The sequence below is a fragment of the Thiobacillus sp. genome (genome assembly GCF_018780105.1).
Classification (GTDB): domain Bacteria; phylum Pseudomonadota; class Gammaproteobacteria; order Burkholderiales; family Thiobacillaceae; genus Thiobacillus.
Map to the genome: position 1 here is coordinate 326,013 of NZ_JADMKC010000007.1, position 20,138 is coordinate 346,150.

Genomic DNA, 20,138 nt, shown 5'->3' on the forward strand with positions numbered 1-20,138 from the left:
CCTTTGTGATCAAGCGGGACGCTCCAGCCGATGCGTTATGCCGCGGGTGTGGGCGATCTCCTGGTCAATATAGTTGACGGCGCGCAGATGAACGAGTCGAACGTCGCGTCAGGATGGCGGATGCAGGCAGGGCTGCTGATTGTGATTTGCATGATGCTGGCCGGTTGCGCGCTGACCGTCAGCCATTCCCGAGCGCTGCTTCCGGTCGAGGGGTTCGTGCCGCTCGCATCCGATTCGCGCATCCAGGTCGAGCCCGGCTACGAGGCCTATGGCGAGCGCGTCGCCAAGGCTTTGCCGCAGGCCATGGCGCAGGTCGAGGCCGCGCATTACCTGGCGTTTGCCAGCACGCCGCGCGTGTATGTGTGCGGCACCGACGCCTGCTTCAAGCGCTACGTGCTGACGCCTAAACTGTCCGCTGCTGTGGTGCCGGATAACCGTCTTTTCCTGTCGCCCAATCTCGATGGCAAGGAAAGCCGCCGCTTGTCCGCGCTGCTGACGCACGAACTGGCGCATCTGCATCTGGGGCAGCGCATCGGCCATTACAACAGCAGCCTGCCCGTGTGGTTTCACGAAGGCTGGGCGTCGCTGACCGCGAATGGCGGCGGGGCCGAATTTGTCACCGACGCGCAGACAGAGGAAGCGATCCGTGCCGGGCGGCGGGTGAATCTGAACTTGCGTGATGCCCCCGGCAAGCGCCACCGCGCCGCTTCGTCCAATCTCAGTGTCTACGAGTTTTACCGCCAGTCCATGCTGCTGGTCGGCTGGCTGAAAACGCTGGATGAAGCGCGCTTTCGCCAGCTGGCGCTGGCAGTGCAGGACAATGCCGATTTTGAAATCGCCTTCTGGGATATCTATGGCCAGGCGCCCGCCAGCAAGCTCGCGGGCTATTACGAAGGCGTTCTGGGCGATAATCTACCCGTTCAAGCAGCCCCCGCCCAACCATGAAACCCTACCTCGACCTGATGCGCCACGTGCTCGAGCACGGCACCCGAAAAGACGACCGCACCGGCACCGGCACCCTGTCGGTGTTCGGCTGGCAGATGCGCTACAACCTCGCCGAAGGCTTCCCGCTCGTCACCACCAAGAAATGCCACCTGCGCTCCATCCTCCACGAGCTGCTGTGGTTTTTGCAGGGCGACACCAACATTCGCTACCTGAAGGAAAACGGCGTCAGCATCTGGGACGAATGGGCGGACGAGAACGGCAACCTCGGCCCGGTTTACGGCCACCAGTGGCGCAGCTGGCCCAAGCCCGACGGCGGCACCATCGACCAGATCAGCGAAGTGGTGAAGACGCTCAAGACCAACCCCGACTCGCGCCGCATCATCGTCTCGGCGTGGAACGTCGCCGATCTCGACAAGATGGCGCTGGCGCCGTGCCACGCTTTCTTCCAGTTCTACGTCGCCGACGGCAAACTGAGTTGCCAGTTGTATCAGCGCAGCGCCGACATCTTCCTCGGCGTGCCGTTCAACATCGCCAGCTATGCCTTGCTGACGCTGATGATGGCGCAGGTGACAGGCCTCGAGCCGGGCGACTTCGTTCACACCCTGGGCGACGCGCACCTGTACTCCAACCATCTCGATCAGGCGCGCGAGCAGCTTTCCCGCGCGCCGCGTCCGCTGCCGACGATGACGCTGAATCCTGAAGTGAAAGACATCTTCGCGTTCCGCTTCGAGGACTTCACCCTCAGCGGCTACGACCCGCACCCTGCGATCAAGGCGCCGGTGGCTGTTTAGTGAGCGGTGAACGGTAAGCAGTGAGTGGAGAAAACATGACCCCAAACAAACCCCGCGTCAGCGTCATTGCCGCGCTCGCCAAAAACCGCGTCATCGGCATCGAAAACCGCCTGCCGTGGCGGCTGCCGGAAGACCTTGCCCACTTCAAGGCGCTGACCCTCAACCACCCGATTTTGATGGGCCGCAAAACCTTCGAGTCGCTCGGCCGCCCGTTGCCGGGACGCACCAACATCGTCATCACCCGCAACCCGGACTATTGCAAGGACGGCTGCCTGGTCGCCGCCTCCATCACCGCCGCGCTCGCGCTGTGCGCGGATGCCGACGAAGTTTTCTTCATCGGCGGCGCCGACCTCTATGCTCAGGCCATCCCGCTGGCTGATCGGCTGTATCTGACCGAAGTCGATATCGAATCCGAGGGCGACGCCTGGTTTCCCGACTATGATCGCGGCGTGTTCAGGGAAGTCTCCCGCGAGTCGCACACCGGCGAAAAAGGCGATGCCTTGGGGTTTGATTTTGTGGTGTACGAGCGGAAGGTAGTTTGAATCCTGTGCCATCCTCGAAGTGCCAATGAGACATGGTGAAACAGCTACTTCTCTGTAAGAGAGTTTTCGGTGAGGGCGTGGCTTTTGCCGAACGTTCCGACTCCGTCTCCAGCGGGCTAGCGATATCCCTCTTCCAAGATTCGGTCGAAATGTATGTGTGGGCCCTTGTCAAAGAGAAAAATATATCGGTTAAAGATGGGGCACCATTTATGGGGAACCTTGAAACTGTTCAAAAGACCGGTGTTGTGCTGGAGCATGTTGCAAAACTCATAGAACTAAACAAGGCGCGAGTTGGTTTTAAACACTACGGTAATCTTCCTGCGCCAGATGAAGCAGGAAAGTTTCAGACATACGTCGAAGATTTCCTACGAACCTCTTTTCAAAATCACTTCAGTCAAGACTTCGACGACTTGTCTTTGGTCGATTTGGTTTCTGATGTTGGTGTTCAAAAAAGGCTAAAGGAAGCTGAAAGATCAATCGAGGCTGGAGATTTTTATAAGGCAGCAACAGAAGCGGCGATTGCTAAGACTATGCTTTTCACTAAATTGGATAACTTTTTTCCAAAGGTGGATCGCAATTTGCGCGATGTAGACTCAATTGTTAATAAAATTCCAGGAACTCGACATACGCGAACCTTTCAATCGCTCACAGAGTATCTGGAAGTAGTTCGTGAAGTGACACTTGCCGCGCTACTAAAGCTCCCACTGCAGGACTACACATTTTTGCGCAATGTCCTTCCTGCTGCATTTCAGATGATGAGCGGCGAATGGCGTACCCAATCATTTGGAGCGCGACAGTACGACGAGACGATGTGCAAACGTGCGGTGGCTTGTTTGGTTAACATTTCTATCCGTTTGGAAAGCGTAATTTGATGAGCAACTCAGGCCACGATTTGCTTGGGCTTTAAGTAAGTATTTAAAACAAATAGCTAGAGGGAAACGGAATGGAAGTGAAAGACAGTGATTTAACCGTACAACGAGGTGCAGCATGAGCGGCGCACCTAAATGCCCGCAGTGCGGTTCGGAATATGCCTACGAAGATGGCGCGATGTACGTGTGCCCGGAATGCGCCCATGAATGGCCGCAGGATGCGGTAGCCGCTGCGGATGACACACGGGTGGTGCGCGACTCCAACGGCAACGTGCTGGCGGACGGCGACACGGTGACGGTGATCAAGGACCTGAAGGTCAAGGGTTCGTCGCTGGTGGTCAAGGTGGGCACCAAGGTCAAGAACATTCGCCTCGTCGAGGGCGATCACGATATCGATTGCAAGATCGACGGCATCGGCCAGATGGGCTTGAAATCGGAGTTTGTGCGGAAGGTGTAAGGCACGCGGATTTCAGCAGATGACGCCGCAAACAAAAACGGGGCCGCGGCCCCGTTTTTGTTTGCGGCCATTTCCCGATCAGCCCAGCACTTCGGCCCAGATGTTTTGCGACCACGATTCGGCGTAGTGGAAGTTGGCCTCGTCGCCCGTGCTGGTGGCGCCGCCTTCGGGCTGGCTGACGTAGCCTTTGCCGGCCTCGAAGCGGTAGACGTTGGCGACGTGGCCAGCGGTGCTGCCGGAGGTGGCGGAGTAGCAGGTGTTGGCGACGACCGGGATGGGGTCGGGCGCGCGTCCGGCCAGCAGGTCGACGATGGCGGCGGCGCATACCTTGGCGTGGTTGGTGGCCATGTGGCCGGACTTGGGCAGGTTGGATTGCACCGAGTCGCCGAGGATATGGACGTTGGGCGCGGCGGTCGATTCGAAGGTGGCGAGGTTGACGGTGCACCAGGCCTTGTTGCTGTCGTTGCGCGCGCCGACGAGATCGCAGACGGTGCCGGCACGCTGCTTCGGCACCACGTTCAGCACGTCGCCGCGAACGTCGTCGAACTCGGTGGAGACGGTCATCTTGTTGCCGTCCACCGCGAGCGGGGCGTTGTTGGGGCGGTAGTCGATCATGCCCGGGTAGAAGGTGTTCCAGGCCCATAGGAACAGGGCCTTTTTGGAGGCGATGTCGGGATTGCCGTCAAGCAGGATGATCCTGGACTTGGGCTTGGCCTGCTTGAAGTAGTAGGCCACCATGCAGGCGCGCTCGTAGGGGCCGGGCGGGCAGCGGTAGGGCGCGGCCGGTACTGACATCACGAAGGTGCCGCCATCCGGCATGGCTTGCAATTGTTTGCGTAGCAGCGCGGTCTGCGGGCCGGCCTTCCAGGCATGCACGACCTTGCCGGCAGCTTCGGCTTCCTGGAAGCCTTTGACGCTGTCGGTGAGGATTTCGATGCCGGGGGCGAGCACCAGGCGGTCGTAGCCGATACTGGCGCCGCCCTGCGTTCTGACGATGCGCTTGTCGGCATCGATGGCGACGACGCTGTCCTTCAGCATGCGGATGCCGCGTTTCGGCAGCTTGTCATAGCTGTGGGTGATGTCGTCCATGCTGCGCAGGCCACCCAGCACCCAGTTGGAAAAAGGGCAGGAGACGAAGCTGTCGTTCGGCTCGATCAGGGTGACGTCGAGGTTGGGGCCCCACTGGCGCAGGTATTTGGCGCAGGTGGCGCCGCCGAATCCGGCCCCGACTACGATGACATGGCCGCGGGCCGCTGCGCCGTACTGGCTGGCGCATCCGGTGAAGGCAAGCGCGGCGCCGGCGCCGGACAGTTTCAGAAAATCGCGACGATTCAGGCTCATGATGGATTTCCTCCGTCGGTTTACTGCAGGCTGGCGAAGTAGGCGGCCAGGGCTTCGGTTTCAGCGTCGGTATAGCCGGCCGCGTGGCGCTTCATGATGGACGATAGGCGTTTGCCGGATTTGAATTCCTGGAGGCGCTTCACGAAATCGTCCTGCTTGAGGTCGACCAGGCTGGGAATGGTGCCGAGGCTTTTTCCGCCGGGACCGTGGCAGGACATGCAGGTGGCCGCGATGACTTCGGTGTGCCGGTCGGCCGCGCTGATGGGACCGGCCAGCGCGAGGCCGATGAGGCTGGCGCCGATCAGGGTGGTTGTCTGGTTCATGGGCACCTCCAGGGAAGAGGATGAAAGAAGGGCGCAAATCTTGAAACCGTTGGCGGTTTGGGAGACTCAGCTGCGCTACTCATGCTGGCGCAGAGGGCCCGATATTCAACAAGACTTTGCTTATATAGCGCGCCCGGCAAGCACGCCGATCCGGCCCGTATCAGCAGGCCTCGCGCGGCTCCCGACTACACACCACCCGCTTCCCGGGTTGCCGGGAACACGCTATTGCAACTCGACAACTAGTCGAGTTCGGGCTCCGCTGCCGATTCCAGTGCGCGCTGCACGGGACGCCGCCCGACCTGGATGTTCAGCACGCGCGATTGCTGCTTGCGCGACACCGTCAGCTGCGCCTGCGTACCCGGTTGCAGCGCGGCGATCAGATTGAGCAGGCTTGCCGAGTCGGTCACCTTCTTGCTGTTGACCGCCAGCAGGATGTCGCCCGGGCGGATGCCGCCGGCATCGGCTGGGCCGCCTTTCAGAACGCCCGCGATCAGCGCGCCTTCGGCATTTTTCAGACTGAACGACTCAGCCAGTTCGGGCGACAGGTCCTGCACCTCGACGCCGACCCAGCCGCGCGTGACGCCGCCGGACTGGATGATCTGTTCCATCACCTGGCGCGCGATGCTGACCGGGATGGCGAAGCCGATGCCCTGCGAGCCGCCGGTGCGCGAATAGATCGCGCTGTTGACCCCGACCAGATTGCCGTTCGCATCCACCAGCGCGCCGCCTGAGTTGCCCGGGTTGATGGCAGCGTCGGTCTGGATGAAGTTTTCGAAAGTGTTGATGCCGAGATGGGTGCGGCCGAGCGCGCTGACGATGCCCGCAGTGACGGTCTGGCCGACGCCGAACGGGTTGCCCACCGCCAGCACCCAGTCGCCGACCTTGAGGCTGTCGGCCTGGGCGAAGGTGATGGCGGGCAGTTTGTCGGCATCGATTTTCAGCACGGCGAGATCGGTGTCCGGATCGGTGCCCACCACGCGGGCAGGCAGGGTCTGGCCATCCGCCAGGGCGACCTGGATCTCGTCGGCGGCCTCGACCACGTGGTGATTGGTGAGAATGTAGCCGTTCGCACTGACGATCACGCCCGAGCCCAGGTTGGAGGCCTGGCGCGGACGCGCATCCGAACGGTCGCCGAAGAAATAGCGAAACACCGGATCCTGCTGGGAAGGGTGCGCCGGGCTGCGGATGGTTTGCTGGGTAAAGATGTTCACCACCGCCGGAATGACTTTTTGCGCCGCCGTCGCGAACGATTCGCTCGGCTCGTGCGGGCTGCTCGCATGCTGGGCTTGCTGGATGGTCAGGCCCTGCGGTTCAGGCTGCTTGTTCAGCAAATCGGGTTTGAACAGGGTGACGACGAACAGCACGCCCAGCGCCACGGTGGCGGATTGGGCGAAGAGCAACCAGATTTTGCGCATATTCAGTAAATTCAGTGACTTGGCGTAAATTGCCACATGGCGATTATAGCTGTGGGCGAAGCGCGCCCTCTTCAATACCCATAACAGGCTTCCGGTGAGGGCGGCAAATTGGTTAGAATGCTGGCTTTATCGCAACACGTTCAGGTCAGGTAATCATGAGCCAGGAAGTCGATGGACAAAAAATGAACCCAAGTAAACGCAAATTTCTGATTGCCGCGACCAGCGCAGTCGGCGGTGTTGCAGCGGCCGCAGTCGCCATTCCCCTGGTGATGAGCATGCAGCCGAGCCAGCGCGCAAAGGCAGCAGGCGCGCCGGTCGAGGTGGATATCAGCAAGGTCGAGCCGGGCATGATGCTGACGGTCGAATGGCGCGGCAAGCCGGTGTGGGTGGTCAACCGCACCAAGGAAATGCTCGCCAAGCTGCCCACGATCGATGGCCAGTTGGCTGACCCGAAAAGCGAGCAGCCGCAACAGCCCGAGTATTGCACCAACGCCACCCGCTCGATCAAGCCGGAATATCTGGTGGCGGTCGGTATCTGTACCCACCTGGGTTGCTCCCCCACGTATCGCCCCGAAGTCGGCGCGGCCGATCTGGGCGCAGACTGGCCGGGCGGCTTCTTCTGCCCCTGCCACGGTTCGCGTTTTGACCTCGCCGCGCGCGTGTTCAAAGGCGTGCCGGCCCCGACCAACCTGGTGATTCCGCCTCATCAATACATCGGCGACGCCAAGCTGCTGATCGGCGAAGACGCAAAAGGAGCCTAAATAAATGTCTGCCCTGCAAAAAATGATGGGTTGGATCGACGACCGATTCCCGCTCACTTCCACGTACAAGGCGCACCTGTCCGAGTACTACGCACCCAAGAATTTCAACTTCTGGTACTTCTTCGGCTCGCTGGCGCTGCTGGTGCTGGTGCTGCAGATCGTCACCGGCATTTTCCTGACCATGAACTACAAGCCGGACGCGGATCTCGCATTCATGTCCGTCGAGTACATCATGCGCGACGTCGACTGGGGCTGGCTGATTCGCTACATGCACTCCACCGGCGCGTCGATGTTCTTCGTCGTGGTCTATCTGCACATGTTCCGCGGCCTGATGTACGGCTCTTACCGCAAGCCGCGCGAACTGATCTGGATTTTCGGCGTGATGATCTATCTGGCGCTGATGGCCGAAGCCTTCATGGGCTACCTGCTGCCGTGGGGCCAGATGTCGTACTGGGGCGCCCAGGTGATCGTGAACCTGTTCGCTGCCGTGCCCTTCATCGGTGAAGACCTGTCGATCTGGATTCGCGGCGACTACGTGATCGGCGACGCGACGCTGAACCGCTTCTTCGCTTTCCACGTCATTGCCCTGCCGCTGGTGCTGCTGGGTCTGGTGGTGGTGCATCTGGTTGCGCTGCACGAAGTCGGTTCCAACAACCCCGACGGCGTCGAAATCAAGAAACACAAGGACCCGGTCACCCACATTCCACTCGACGGCATTCCCTTCCACCCGTATTACACGGTGAAGGACATCGTCGGCGTGATCGTCTTCCTCATGGTGTTCTCGGCGATCATGTTCTTTGCCCCGGAAATGGGCGGCTACTTCCTCGAAGCGGCCAACTTCGTTCCGGCCGACCCGCTGCAGACGCCACAGCACATCGCGCCGTTGTGGTACTTCACCCCGTTCTACGCGATTCTGCGTGCGGTGCCGCCGCTGTTCGGTTCGCAGTTCCCCGGCGTGGTGGCAATGGGCATGTCGATCGTGCTGATGTTCTTCCTGCCGTGGCTGGATCGCAGCAAGGTCAAATCGATCCGCTATCGCGGCCCGATTTACAAAGTCGCACTGGCACTGTTCATCATCTCCTTCGTTGGCTTGGGCTATCTCGGCCTGTTGCCGTCCACTCCGGTGGCGACGATTTTTGCCCAGGTGTTCTCAGTGATTTACTTCCTGTTTTTCCTGCTGATGCCTTGGTATACCTCGATTGATAAAACCAAACCGGAACCAGAAAGGGTGACTGGCTAAATGAAACGCTTGAAGAACTTTCTTTTGCTGCTGGCTGCAGCGCCCGTCCTGGCTTTTGCATCGGCCGGTGGTGTCCACCTGGACAAGGCGCCAGTCAACCTGGCTGATCAGGATTCCCTGCAACGCGGCGCGCGCATGTTCGTCAACTACTGTCTCAACTGCCACAGTGCAAGCGCCATGCGCTACTCGCGCCTGCAGGACATTGGCCTGACCGAAGAGCAGATCAAGGACAACCTGCTGTTCGCTGCCGATAAGCCAGGCGAACTCATGAAGGTTGCCATGACCAGGCGCGAGGCCAAGGCCTGGTTCGGTGCGGCGCCTCCCGACCTCAGCGTGGTTGCCCGTTCGCGTGGCGCCGACTGGTTGTACACCTATCTGCGCACGTTCTATCGCGACGACAGCCGCGCCACCGGATGGAACAACCTGGTGTTCGACAAGGTCGGCATGCCGCATGTGCTGTGGACCCTGCAAGGCGAAATGGTGCCGGTCCACAAGAAACATGGCGAGCACGATGTCATCGAGCGTCTTGAACTGGCCAAGCCCGGTAGCGTGACGCTGGCCGAATACGATGCCCAGGTCGGCGATCTGGTCAACTATCTGGTATGGATGGGCGAACCCGGCCAGCTCCAGCGCAAACAGCTGGGCCTGATCGTGCTGGCCTTCCTGGCGATCTTCTTCGTGGTGGCTTACTACCTGAAGAAAGAGTTCTGGAAAGACATTCACTGATCCTGACTTGTTTTTAGCCAACAGCCGGACTGTGTCCGGCTGTTGACGTTTCAAGCATCAAACACACGCAACATCACAATTAGGGAACCCCCGCCATGATGACCTTGTATTCGGGCAGCACCTGTCCTTACAGCCACCGCTGCCGTATTGTCCTGTTCGAAAAAGACATGGATTTCGAAGTCATCGATGTCGACATGCACAACAAGCCGGAAGAAATCGCCAGCATCAGCCCCAGCGGCAAGACGCCGGTTCTGGTCGAGCGCGATCTGATCCTGACGGAATCCAACATCATCAACGAATACATCGACGAGCGCTTCCCGCATCCGCAGCTGATGCCGCCTGATCCCGTCATGCGCGCGCGTGCCCGCCTGGTGCTGTTCAATTTCGAGCACGACCTGTTCACCCATGTGAATACCCTGCAGCATTCGCTCGGCAAGGCGTCGGACAAGGCGCGCACGGAAATCCGTGACAGCCTGTCGCAACTCACGCCCATCCTCACCAAGCAGAAATACCTGATGAACGACGAGTTCTCGATGCTGGACGTCGCCATTGCGCCCTTGCTGTGGCGCCTGGAGCATTACGGCATCGAACTGCCCAAGGTCGCTGCGCCGGTACTCAAATACCGCGAGCGCCTGTTCAGCCGTCCCGCGTTCATCAACGCGCTGACGCCGACCGAAAAGGCCTTGCGCAAGTAAGCGCGCATTTCCGGAACAACGGTGGCCGAGCTTTCAACCAAGCCCTACCTGATCCGCGCGCTGTATGAATGGTGCACGGATTCGGGTTACACCCCGCAGCTGCTGGTTTCGGTGGATGCGCACACCCGCGTGCCGATGGGCTTCGTCAAAGATGGCCAGATCGTGCTGAACATCAGCGCAGGCGCTACCCGCAACCTCATGCTGGACAACGACTGGATCCAGTTTTCCGCGCGTTTTGGCGGCGTCTCGCACGAGATTTCGATCCCGGTCGAACGGGTGGCCGCTATCTTCGCGCGCGAGAACGGTCAGGGTCTGCATTTCGAGCCGGTCGATGCGACCGAGCCGCCGGAGCCGGCGCCACCATCCGCGCCGGGTGAAGCACCGGCCCCGCCCAAGGGAAGGCCGACGCTCAAAGTCGTCAAGTAATCGCTCAATCAAGCGTGCGGCATCGCTATAATGTCGCCCGTCGCCGCTTTAGCTCAGTTGGTAGAGCAACCGCCTTGTAAGCGGTAGGTCGTCAGTTCGATTCCGACAAGCGGCACCAATATTCAATAACAACACGTAGCACTATCTGACACAAACCCCGGTAAGCCTGGCTTCCGGGGTTTTTTGTTTCCGTAACATTCTGGGGCTTGGATCAGCCCACGTTGTTGTAAATGCTAGAGGACTGCATGCAAAGATTGAAATAAGGCCATGGCTTCGTCCATGAGAACTGGATGATCGTTGCGCATGTGAAATGTAATGTGACGTCCTTGGTCATAGAGCTGGAATAACGGGAATGAGCCGTCGTTTGGGCCGCTATTCAGCTGATGAAAATTGAATGCCATGGCGTGCATTTCCTGCAATTCGAGCGGTTCATTTTTGGGGGCGTCAATTGACCTGTGGGCAGTGTGTTTGTGGCGAAAACTTATCAATTCTTTAGCCCGTGGCAACAGGGATTCCAGCTGCATTGCTTTCGCAAAGGCAAAGAATTGGCCGAGTCTGCCGATGTAAGCTACAGCTTCATGATCAAGACCATCTAGATGGTCTCTCTCTATCACTGTGGGGAAGATGGGGTGGCTGGTGCTGCCACCTGGAAGGCCAGCAACGTGCTCCAGAAACGCATTCCTTCTTGTATAAAGGGGCGCCAATTGCTCGACATGGAGCATGAACTTGCGATGATGATAGTCAAGCCCAGAAAGCATGTTGACCGCGCCCGCAATTTGTACATGTGGTTTGTCTAACAAGTCTTGCTTTGCCGCTCTGGCAAGCCAACTCTTGGCACGGGCGGATATAGGATGAATGTCACAGAGTGGCAACGAAGGGCAGGCATCTTGGAAATTGAACTCAATCATACGTGCTCAATAGCTCTCTTCGTTACAGGCGATATTTGTCGCCGACAGAGGTGATTGGCATTGATCCGATAAGTCCGGGCTCTAACTTCTCAAGTTTTCTGTTTTCTTCATGTGTGACGGCCGCCGAAAGGTAAATTAATGCGCTTCTCACCAATTTGAGCAATTTAATTGATTGTTCCTTGAGCTCAAGATCGCTAACCGGGAAGCTTTGGTCGTGCCCGTGTCGAGCTCTTGCTTCTGCGGTTCCATACAGCGTATGGTCATGAACCCTAAGGTATTTATGGGCTATGTGATTCCGAATTTCGTGCAGAATTTTGGCCTCTGGATCGACGACGGCGCGATCAGACTTTGTTTTGTAGGAGAAGTCCTTACTCAACCAAAATAGGCCACGCAGTGGCCAGTTATCCGAAGACGCAAATCTGTCAGCGATTTTCGATTTTGAGGTGTCAGCGTACCAAATCAAATTGAAGTTCACACCTCGCACACCTAATTCGAGCTTCCAATAATCGTTGATGAGGTAGGCAATCTTGTCGAATATTGCGTGCGCCGACAAAAATGCCATCTTTAGTTTTTCGATCCAAAGGCGATAGTAGCGATAGTCAAGGGCGTCATATAAGACTACGCCTCGATCTGCAAAATGCAGTGGTTTGCTTTGCTCTTGAATTGCTTCGAAAACAAGGTAACGCGCGGAGACATATTCCTGCTTCAGCTGATTGAATATTGCGTACGCTTCCGGCAGCGTAGCGCTTGCTTCTCGCGCAGTAAATGTGATCGCCGGTAAAGTGAGCGAGTCTTGAAGGCTGACCCAGTCTCGCGACAAGTCATTGACTGGGCTCAGGACGAGTCGATTTTGAACACACCAGTTTCGATATTGGCGTTCAACCTTCGAAGTGCCCTTTCGGAATCTTGGTACTTTTGGATTCACCGTGTCCCAATTGGCTGCGTTGCCAAGATGCGTCACCCAGGCTTGTATATGGGGTTGTGCGTGGCCTTCGACACCAATGGATGCGGCCAAGCGAAATGACACATAACTCTCTTTAAGAAAGAGGTCTTGTGTGGTGCCATCGTTGAGGTATCTCGCATACCAGTATAGGGCTAGCGCCCTGTTTCCAATTGCCATCGAAAAACTCGGATGCTCGGATATAGCCTGATCCCAGAGTTCAATCGCTTCGACAAAGCGGCCAGCATGGTTTAGCGCGTTCGCAAGGTTTGTTGTTACCCTAAATTTTAGGTCTGTCGCTATGTTTCCTTTCGGGGCACTGACGAGTCGGTTTAGAGCTAGCCTGAGATGATGGATTTCATTTTCTAACAGTGGCTGAGCCCATGCCCAGTCTTGGTGAGCTTTCTGCGTGCGGCGTAGTCCCGCGTAAGCATTTGCCGCATAGAAATCCAGTGTGGCTTGCTCCTCAAGCGTCAATGATTCGTAGTCGAATTGCGCGATGATTTCAAGCGCCCTACGAAGAGAGGCAGCATCATTTCGACCGCATGCGGCGTCAATCGCTAGAGCAAGCTCTTGTAGAGGGTCAGTCATTTACCTACGAGGCCAATTCATATGTGAGCCGGTGTCCAGTCAGCTATCAATCTCGACAATGCCAGCAGACCACCATGGCGCGATCCGACGCGACAACACATACTACTATTCGATCCCCAGCCGCTCCAGCCGGTAGCGCAGGCTGCGGAAGGTGACGCCGAGCACGCGGGCGGCGGCGGTTTTGTTGTAGCGCGTTTGCTCCAGGGCTTCGAGGATGGCGGCGCGCTCGGTTTGGTCGAGGTAATCCTGCAGGGGGTATTTGCTGCCGGGCGTTGTGCTGGACGCGGGCAGGGTAGGAGCAAGGTTGAGGTCGGCGGCCTGGATGTGCTGGTTGTCGCACAGGGCCAGCGCGCGCTCCAGGGTGTTTTCCAGTTCGCGTACGTTGCCGGGGAAGGCGTAGGCGGCGAGCGCCTTCTCGGCGTCGCGGTCGAGTTTGACCTCGACCCCGCCCAGCTTGTTGAGCAGAAAGCGCGCCATCTCCGGGATGTCTTCGACCCGCTCGCGCAGGCTGGGCATCAGCAGGTCGATGACGTTGAGGCGGTAGTACAAATCCTGGCGAAAGCGGCCGGCTTCCACCAGCGTGGCCAGACTTTGGTGGGTGGCGCTGACGATGCGCACGTCGATGGCTTCTTCGGCGGTGGCGCCGACCTTGCGTACTTTCTTTTCCTGCAGCACGCGCAGCAGTTTGACCTGCATCGACAGCGGCAGGTCGGCCACTTCGTCGAGAAACAGCGTGCCGCCGTCGGCGGCCTGGAAGAAACCATTGCGGTCGGCCTCGGCGCCGGTGAACGCGCCTTTGCGGTAGCCGAAGAACTCGCTTTCCATCAGGGTTTCGGGAATCGCGCCGCAGTTGACCGCGACGAAGGGTTGGTCGGCGCGGCTGCCGAGCCGGTGGATCAGCCGCGCAGCGAGTTCCTTGCCGCTGCCGGATTCGCCCGCGATGTGGACCGGCGCCTGCGTGCGCGCCAGCTTGGCGATGCGCGCGCGGATGTCCTGCATGGCGGCGGACTGGCCGATCAGGCCGCGCGCAGGGTCGTCGGACTGCGCGCTGCCGGGCACCTTGATGGCGGATTTGATCAGTGCGCGCAACTGGTCGAGCGCCACCGGTTTGGACAGGTAGTCGAACGCGCCTGCCTTCAGCGCGGCCACCGCATTGCCGGCGTTGCCGTAGGCGGTAATGACGGCGACCGGAACCGGCGCGGCCAGGGCGCTGGCGAGCGCGACCACTTCGAGGCCTTCGCCGTCGGGCAGCCGCATGTCGGTGAGGCAGAGGTCGTAATGCTTGTGCGACAGCTGCGCGCGCGCTTCGGCCACGCTGGCCGCGCGATCGGTTTCCAGCCCCATCTTGACGAGCGTGAGCTCCATCAGGTCGAGCAGGTCGGGTTCGTCATCCACCAGCAGGATACGTGGGCTGTTTGCCATATTTTAGGTACTCCCGTACAGACTCAGGCGGAAACGCGCCCCCCAGGCGCCCGGCACGTAGGCCAGCACGGCATGGTTGGCCTCGGCCAGTTCGCGGGCGAGAAACAGGCCCAGGCCGGTTCCTTGTGCGTCGGTCGTGAAAAAGGGTTCGAACAGTTTGCTCTGGTGTTCGGGCGGCACGCCCGTGCCATCGTCCTGGATTTCGAGCAATGCCAGTTCGGCCTGCTGATGCAGGCGAATCTGGATGCAGCCCGGATTCTTGCTGCACACGCGCCAGGCATTGCGCAGCAGGTTCCACAGGATCTGGCGCAGATGGTCGGGGTCGAACTGAAAGTGCAGGCGCTCGTCCAGGTTGACGCTGATCCTGTCGGCCGGGATGGCTTCGGCCTGCTGCAATTCGGCGATCAGCGCGGACAGGGCGGCGTGATTGACGCTGGTCGGCTTGAGCCGGTCGCGCCGGTTCAGCGTCAGCACTTCTTCCACCAGGCGGTCGAGCCGCCGTGCGTTGTTTTCGATGATGCCGGTGAGTTTGACCTGGGTGGGATCGTGGGTGTCCTCACTCAGCAGCTGGGCCGCATGGCTGATGGCCGACAGCGGATTGCGGATTTCGTGCGCGATGTTGGCGGTCAGCCGTCCCAGCGCGGCCAGCTTGAGGCGCTGTGCCGCCTGCGCCGCCAGGCTTTGGTCTTCCAGCACCAGCACCCGGCTGCCGTCCGCCGTGGCCAGCGGGATGCAGCGCACCCGCAGGGGGCCGTTCGGTGCATTCAGGGTGGGGGTGGCGTCGGGCGAGAGTTGGCGTGCCAGGCGCGCCAGTTCGGGCGAGCAGGCTTCGAGACGGGTGCGGCCCGGCACCACCGGCGTCGTCACCCCCAGCAGCGCCAGCGCACGCGGGCTGGCATGGCGCACGATGCCGTCGCCGCTGACAGCCAGCAGGCCGTCGGGCGAATTCTCGATTGCCAGCGCGTTGATGCGATTCAGCAGCGCCAGTTCTTCGGCTTGCTGCTGCGCCAGCGTTTCCGAGCGCAAGGCGCGTTGCGTCAGCGTGTGCGCCAGCCAGCCGATGGCGAAATAGCCGGTGCAGAGCAGGCCGACCTGAAAATAGGAACTGTTAGTCGGGCTGTAGCCCAGAATACTGAGGCTGTGCTGCAGCAGCAGGGCAATCGACGCGATGGAAGCGTAGAGCAAGGTGAGGCGGCCGCTGCCGACCAGCCCGCCCGACGCGATCGACACTACCAGCAGCAAGCCCATGCCGTCCGCCAGTCGCTGGCTGGTGCCCATCAGCAGCACAGTGAAAATGATGTCGGCGACGATGTGCGTCGTGAGCTGCACCTGAAATCCCGGCCAGCGCGCGCGGATGCCCAGCACAAACAGGGCGGCGACGACTAAATAGGCAAAGGCATAGGCCTGGAAGCGTTCGCCCGCACCTTCGGTGAACATTTCCGACGCCCCGAACAGCACGCCGGTGAACACCAGCGCCATTGTCAGCGTCAGGCGATACAGATTGAAGTAGTCGAGACTGCGCCAGTGCGACGCGAAATAGCCCTGAGTAGCCAGACGCGGCCGGGCCGCAGTCGCAGCGTTCATTTCTTGCCGAGTTTCTGATGCTCGGGCGAACAATACAACTCACCGCTACTATATATAGCCTCGCTGCGGGGCAGATTGACCCCGCAATGCGCGCATTTCACCATGTCCTCGACCACCGAGTCGCGGCTCGCTACCGGCGGCTTGTTGAGCGAGCGCAGGTAACTGCGAAACAGCGCCCACACCACAAAACCAATCGCAATCAACAGCAGGATTTTGATCACGCCATACCCTCCAAAATGGCGCTCAGCATAGCATGGCGGCTCGCGGGGCTGCCATGCATGCACCGCATGGCAGCGTGCCTGGGGGGCGGTTTTGCTGGGCAGCGCGGCGATTAAAGGTCCGGTAGTCTGAATGTGCTAGTTTTGCGGGATAATGTGTCCAGCCCACAGCCTATCGGCCCGTGGCGGAGGAAGAACAGACCAAGTGCCTTTTTAAGGGCCGTTCAGGACAACTGCATTGTTTACGATACACATCGCGTCATGACAAACCACAACCAGTGGCTGTTCAGGCAGCAACTTTCCGTTGTTTCCCTGACCAAGATCCTGCTCGACCCCTTTGTGGCCGTGCTGGTGCTCATTGCGTGTGCGCTGTATTTCGACGAGCCTTTCAAAGGGCCGTATCCGATTCTGGCGCTCATCGTCTTTACCCTGACCTTTCCGGGCAAATGGCCCGAGGTAACCCTGCGCGCCTTCTGGAATGAGTCCGTCATGCCCTGGTTCTTCCTGTCGGGGCTGATCCTGCTGTTCGGCTATTCCACCGGGTATCTCGATTTCTTCCCGCCCAACCTGGTGATGGCGTGGATGCTGGCCACCCCCATCGCCATGTACGTCGCGCACCGCATCACCCGCAAGCTGTTGCCGCGCCTGCTGCTGCTCGAAGGCGGCCGCCGCCGCGCCATCATCGTCGGGGCAGGCAACCTGGGCACCGAACTGCGCGGCCGCTTTGTCGACGACAGCGCGCTGGGTGTGGATGTGGTCGGCTTCTTCGACGACCGCACCATCGACCGCACCGAGCTGACCGACCCCGCCAAGCTGCTCGGCAAACTCGTCGCCATCCCCGAGTACGTCAACCGCAACGGCATCGACCTCGTCTACATCACCCTGCCCATGGCCGCCCAGCCGCGCACCCTGGGCCTGCTCGACGCCCTGCGCGACACCACCACCTCGGTTTATTTCGTGCCGGACATCTTCGTCTCCGACCTGATCCAGGCGCGGGTCGACCACATCCACGGCATGCCCGTCGTCGCGCTCACCGAAACCCCCACCCTCGGCGTCAGCGGCATCGGCAAGCGCCTCAGCGACCTGGTCATCGCCAGCCTCATCCTGCTGCTGATCTGGCCGCTGCTGATCATTCTGGCCGTGGGCGTCAAACTGTCCTCGCCCGGCCCCATCATCTTCAAGCAGCGCCGCTACGGCCTCGACGGCCACGAAATCCTCATCTACAAATTCCGCTCCATGCGCCCGCATGTGGAAGGCGAGGTCATCCAGCAGGCCGGCCGCGAAGACCCGCGCATCACCCGTTTCGGCAGCTTCATCCGTCGCACCTCGCTCGACGAACTGCCGCAGTTCATCAACGTGCTGCAAGGCCGCATGAGCGTCGTCGGCCCGCGACCCCATGCCGTCTCCCACAACGAGCAATACCGCAAACTGATCAAAGGCTACATGCTGCGCCACAAGGTCAAGCCCGGCATTACCGGCTGGGCGCAAGTCAACGGCCTGCGCGGCGAAACCGAAACCCTCGACAAAATGCGCGCCCGCGTGCAATACGACATCGACTACATGCGCAACTGGTCGCTCGTGTTCGATCTCATGATTATTGGCAAGACCCTGGCTGTTGTGTGGCGGGATCAGAACGCGTATTGACAGCGCCGAATGAATAAAGCGCAACGCTTTCTATAAGCTGCTGAATTGAGATAAGCGCCACTGGCGGATAACCCCGGTTCGTTGCACGGCCGTATGAGCGTCGATAGCCCGTGCGTGCCCTGGCACACAACGAACATTGCCTCAAGCCCTGGTCCGCAATGCTCTTGGCGCGTTTGGCAAATGCGGCGCGGTTCCATTCAGTTTGTTGTTAGCCACCTTCCCGCTTCAATATCCGGATAGAACTTGTCCAGGGCTGCCACGCCCTGCCCGGCACGACGCTGCCAGCCTTTTCCGCGGGACACGAGATCTGCCCATGCATCGTCGATTTCCCACGGCCGGTGCTCTCGATGATATGCGAGTAGCGAGGCCGCCTGCCGCAAATCCTTGGTGCTCTTGGCGGCAAAGGCACCTTCCCGCTCTCCGTATACGATCAACTTATGCAGTGCGTAGCGGGCGGGATGGGGCACGCTGACCAACACAGCGTTTCCGGCGTCGAACAAGACGGTCTGCTGGATGTTTTCCAGTGAGAACTCCATGAACTTGAGTGGCTGGAGCGGGACATTAAGCTGGGGGTGTACATATATCTCCTCGCCCTTTCGGTGGGGAACCGTCAGGAAATCCAGCCTGAATTCCGGCTCTTTCGGGTTCAGGTATGTTGCGCCGGACTTTCCGGAAAGTCCGGCCACTGGCAGAAACCCCATTTCCAGCGACTCAATTGCGCTGTGCATTTCCACCTTGACGGTGGCCGGAAGCGCAAGAGACACGCTTTTTCCTGAATGTGCGAAGTCAATATCCTGGGTGCGTGACGAATCTCCCCAACGCAGCCCCAGCATGTTTCCGTATGCCAGAAACGCATGGGTTCCGACAAGCACACCACCCGCGCGAAAGAACCCATAGTCAGCCAACCGGCCGATCACCTTTAATTGGCGTGAAATCACAGGCGCGCACCCTAGCGCCAAGGCTGATCTTGCCAGCGGTATCAGCGATTCTTTTGCGGCCGGCTGGGTGCGGCGTGCCATCAGCCGATGGACCGCTTCGTTGTCCGGACCGATGAACACCTGGGCACGTTTCCCCGAGGGCTCGTAGTATTGGTAATACCAATAAGACGTCCCCTTGACGGTCTTTTGCGCAAATGAGCCCGGAAGGTCTGCAATCGAGCGGAGATGGTCGACCGATAGCGCCGAATCGAGAAGCTGGGCATAAGCAGTCTGGGCTGAGAGTGGAAGTTCATCGAAGTAGGGCATCTGGTTATACTCTTGAATTTGTTTTGAGGAGTATAACCAGCGCGGGTTACAGAGCAAGCTGAATCAGTCAGGCGTGACATACGCTGATGCCCCTCATAAGCGTCGTCGGCCCGCGCCCCCATGCCGTCTCCCACAACGAGCAATACCGCAAACTGATCAAAGGCTACATGCTGCGCCACAAGGTCAAGCCCGGCATTACCGGCTGGGCGCAAGTCAACGGCCTGCGCGGCGAAACCGAAACCCTCGACAAAATGCGCGCCCGCGTGCAGTACAACATTGACTACATGCGCAACAGGTCGCTCGTGTTCGATCTCATGATTATTGGCAAGACCCTGGCGGTTGTCTGGCGGGATCAGAACGCTTATTGATAAGGTGTTAAAAGCGGGCTGTTAGCCTAGCTTGCGCCATCAGGTGTTTTTCAGCCCCGGTACGCAGTCTCTTGTTGGCGAAGCCCCCCTTCGTCTAGGCAAACTGATCGCGTGCGGGCGAGGGGTGCCGTATTTACGGCCAAAGTTACCAGGGGTCTACGCCAGGCGGTTTTGCTGTTTACACACTCCCCAGATATCCGGACGGAGCTCGGTTAATCAGACTGGATTCCGGCTTTGCGCCGGGTTGGCGCGTGTGGACATCTCAGCGCCCCCTTGAAGTAGCCCGCGAACAGGCTGAATATCGGCCGCCGCATCCAAGGCTGCAAACTTGGCGCATATCCGCTGCAAAAGTGGTCAACCGGGTGATGGTGGCTTCCTGGGATGCCGGTGCCAAAGCGCTGTAGGCGCATGCAATCCACGACCCCGCAAAGCAGTTTTATGCGCAAGACAGATTACAGCCCTTACCCTTTGCATCTAAATACATAGAGGTGTGTCCGCATACCGGCAGCCATGATCAGCAGACGCCAGGTTCCTGCCATTAGTAGGCCTTAAGCATGGGGAACAGCGTGTTTCCCGTGTCGTCACTTTCGTATGTGGAGCCAAAATGACTTGAAGCGATTGAATACGCACCAAAGCATTCAATCCATTCTTAATAATGGCCTTGTCAGACGAATCGTCTGTATAAAAT

At 59.4% G+C, this 20,138-nt stretch carries 20 protein-coding genes, 1 tRNA gene and 1 pseudogene; 13 read left to right on the top strand and 9 right to left on the bottom strand.

Annotated elements, in window-relative coordinates; all coding sequences use genetic code 11:
- Window positions 1-30: 30 nt before the first annotated feature.
- From IV098_RS08080 to IV098_RS08100, 5 genes are all read left to right on the top strand, one after another.
- On the top strand, window positions 31-945 hold the full coding sequence (locus IV098_RS08080) for a hypothetical protein (protein WP_296887900.1): 915 nt from the start codon (window positions 31-33) through the stop codon (window positions 943-945).
- Window positions 942-1,736: a thymidylate synthase gene (locus IV098_RS08085; protein WP_296887902.1), complete on the top strand. Its 795-nt coding sequence runs from the start codon at window positions 942-944 to the stop codon at window positions 1,734-1,736. Before IV098_RS08080 ends, IV098_RS08085 begins: the two co-directional genes overlap by 4 nt.
- Before the next feature lie 35 nt (window positions 1,737-1,771).
- Window positions 1,772-2,278, top strand: coding sequence for a dihydrofolate reductase (locus tag IV098_RS08090; protein WP_296887904.1), 507 nt, complete (start codon window positions 1,772-1,774; stop codon window positions 2,276-2,278).
- Between the two features lie 32 nt (window positions 2,279-2,310).
- Window positions 2,311-3,150 carry a hypothetical protein gene (locus tag IV098_RS08095; protein ID WP_296887906.1) on the top strand — a complete coding sequence of 280 codons (840 nt, stop codon included), beginning with the start codon at window positions 2,311-2,313 and terminating at the stop codon, window positions 3,148-3,150.
- A gap of 115 nt (window positions 3,151-3,265) precedes the next feature.
- The gene (locus IV098_RS08100) at window positions 3,266-3,604 is read left to right on the top strand and encodes a zinc ribbon domain-containing protein YjdM (protein ID WP_296887908.1); all 339 of its coding nucleotides are present in this window, start codon (window positions 3,266-3,268) and stop codon (window positions 3,602-3,604) included.
- 78 nt (window positions 3,605-3,682) lie between these two features.
- On the opposite strand, the gene IV098_RS08105 is transcribed toward IV098_RS08100, so the two are convergent.
- The 3 genes from IV098_RS08105 to IV098_RS08115 all read right to left on the bottom strand — a co-directional run bounded on the left by IV098_RS08105 (window position 3,683) and on the right by IV098_RS08115 (window position 6,683).
- A complete protein-coding gene (locus IV098_RS08105) occupies window positions 3,683-4,945 on the bottom strand; it encodes an FAD-dependent oxidoreductase (protein ID WP_296887911.1) in 1,263 nt (420 codons plus the stop codon).
- A 20-nt stretch (window positions 4,946-4,965) separates the two neighbouring features.
- Complete coding sequence (locus tag IV098_RS08110; protein ID WP_296887912.1) at window positions 4,966-5,268, bottom strand: c-type cytochrome; 303 nt, start codon at window positions 5,266-5,268, stop codon at window positions 4,966-4,968.
- 239 nt (window positions 5,269-5,507) lie between these two features.
- Window positions 5,508-6,683 carry a Do family serine endopeptidase gene (locus IV098_RS08115; protein ID WP_296887914.1) on the bottom strand — a complete coding sequence of 392 codons (1,176 nt, stop codon included), beginning with the start codon at window positions 6,681-6,683 and terminating at the stop codon, window positions 5,508-5,510.
- Between the two features lie 155 nt (window positions 6,684-6,838).
- Here IV098_RS08115 and petA point away from each other — a divergent pair, with 155 nt between their 5' ends.
- The 6 genes from petA to IV098_RS08145 all read left to right on the top strand — a co-directional run bounded on the left by petA (window position 6,839) and on the right by IV098_RS08145 (window position 10,649).
- Entirely contained in the window at window positions 6,839-7,444 is a 606-nt protein-coding gene (gene petA, locus IV098_RS08120) for a ubiquinol-cytochrome c reductase iron-sulfur subunit (protein ID WP_296887916.1), read from the top strand.
- A 4-nt stretch (window positions 7,445-7,448) separates the two neighbouring features.
- Window positions 7,449-8,684, top strand: a complete 1,236-nt coding sequence (locus IV098_RS08125) for a cytochrome bc complex cytochrome b subunit (protein WP_296887917.1) — start codon at window positions 7,449-7,451, stop codon at window positions 8,682-8,684.
- A complete protein-coding gene (locus IV098_RS08130; RefSeq protein ID WP_296887919.1) occupies window positions 8,685-9,410 on the top strand; it encodes a cytochrome c1 in 726 nt (241 codons plus the stop codon).
- Between the two features lie 95 nt (window positions 9,411-9,505).
- Window positions 9,506-10,105 carry a glutathione S-transferase N-terminal domain-containing protein gene (locus IV098_RS08135; protein ID WP_296887921.1) on the top strand — a complete coding sequence of 200 codons (600 nt, stop codon included), beginning with the start codon at window positions 9,506-9,508 and terminating at the stop codon, window positions 10,103-10,105.
- Between the two features lie 21 nt (window positions 10,106-10,126).
- Window positions 10,127-10,531: a ClpXP protease specificity-enhancing factor gene (locus IV098_RS08140; RefSeq protein WP_296887923.1), complete on the top strand. Its 405-nt coding sequence runs from the start codon at window positions 10,127-10,129 to the stop codon at window positions 10,529-10,531.
- 42 nt (window positions 10,532-10,573) lie between these two features.
- Window positions 10,574-10,649: transfer RNA gene (locus IV098_RS08145), tRNA-Thr, on the top strand.
- 115 nt (window positions 10,650-10,764) lie between these two features.
- Here IV098_RS08145 and IV098_RS08150 read toward each other — a convergent pair.
- The 5 genes from IV098_RS08150 to IV098_RS08170 form a co-directional block, all read right to left on the bottom strand.
- Complete coding sequence (locus IV098_RS08150; RefSeq protein ID WP_296887925.1) at window positions 10,765-11,439, bottom strand: hypothetical protein; 675 nt, start codon at window positions 11,437-11,439, stop codon at window positions 10,765-10,767.
- Window positions 11,440-11,461: 22 nt separating this feature from the next.
- A complete protein-coding gene (locus tag IV098_RS08155) occupies window positions 11,462-12,970 on the bottom strand; it encodes an LA2681 family HEPN domain-containing protein (protein ID WP_296887927.1) in 1,509 nt (502 codons plus the stop codon).
- A 105-nt stretch (window positions 12,971-13,075) separates the two neighbouring features.
- Window positions 13,076-14,392: a sigma-54 dependent transcriptional regulator gene (locus tag IV098_RS08160; protein WP_296887929.1), complete on the bottom strand. Its 1,317-nt coding sequence runs from the start codon at window positions 14,390-14,392 to the stop codon at window positions 13,076-13,078.
- A gap of 3 nt (window positions 14,393-14,395) precedes the next feature.
- Window positions 14,396-15,976: an ATP-binding protein gene (locus IV098_RS08165; protein ID WP_296887934.1), complete on the bottom strand. Its 1,581-nt coding sequence runs from the start codon at window positions 15,974-15,976 to the stop codon at window positions 14,396-14,398.
- Window positions 15,973-16,197, bottom strand: coding sequence for a PP0621 family protein (locus IV098_RS08170; protein ID WP_296887936.1), 225 nt, complete (start codon window positions 16,195-16,197; stop codon window positions 15,973-15,975). The genes IV098_RS08165 and IV098_RS08170 overlap by 4 nt, the downstream gene beginning before the upstream one ends.
- Window positions 16,198-16,455: 258 nt before the next feature.
- Between IV098_RS08170 and IV098_RS08175 the strand changes: the two genes are divergently transcribed.
- Complete coding sequence (locus IV098_RS08175) at window positions 16,456-17,838, top strand: undecaprenyl-phosphate glucose phosphotransferase (RefSeq protein ID WP_296887938.1); 1,383 nt, start codon at window positions 16,456-16,458, stop codon at window positions 17,836-17,838.
- Between the two features lie 197 nt (window positions 17,839-18,035).
- Here IV098_RS08175 and IV098_RS08180 read toward each other — a convergent pair whose 3' ends face one another.
- Complete coding sequence (locus tag IV098_RS08180) at window positions 18,036-19,082, bottom strand: nucleotidyltransferase domain-containing protein (RefSeq protein ID WP_296887940.1); 1,047 nt, start codon at window positions 19,080-19,082, stop codon at window positions 18,036-18,038.
- Between the two features lie 95 nt (window positions 19,083-19,177).
- Between IV098_RS08180 and IV098_RS08185 the strand changes: the two are divergent.
- Window positions 19,178-19,450, top strand: a pseudogene (locus tag IV098_RS08185) (sugar transferase); the annotation flags it as partial.
- Window positions 19,451-20,138 lie beyond the last annotated feature (688 nt).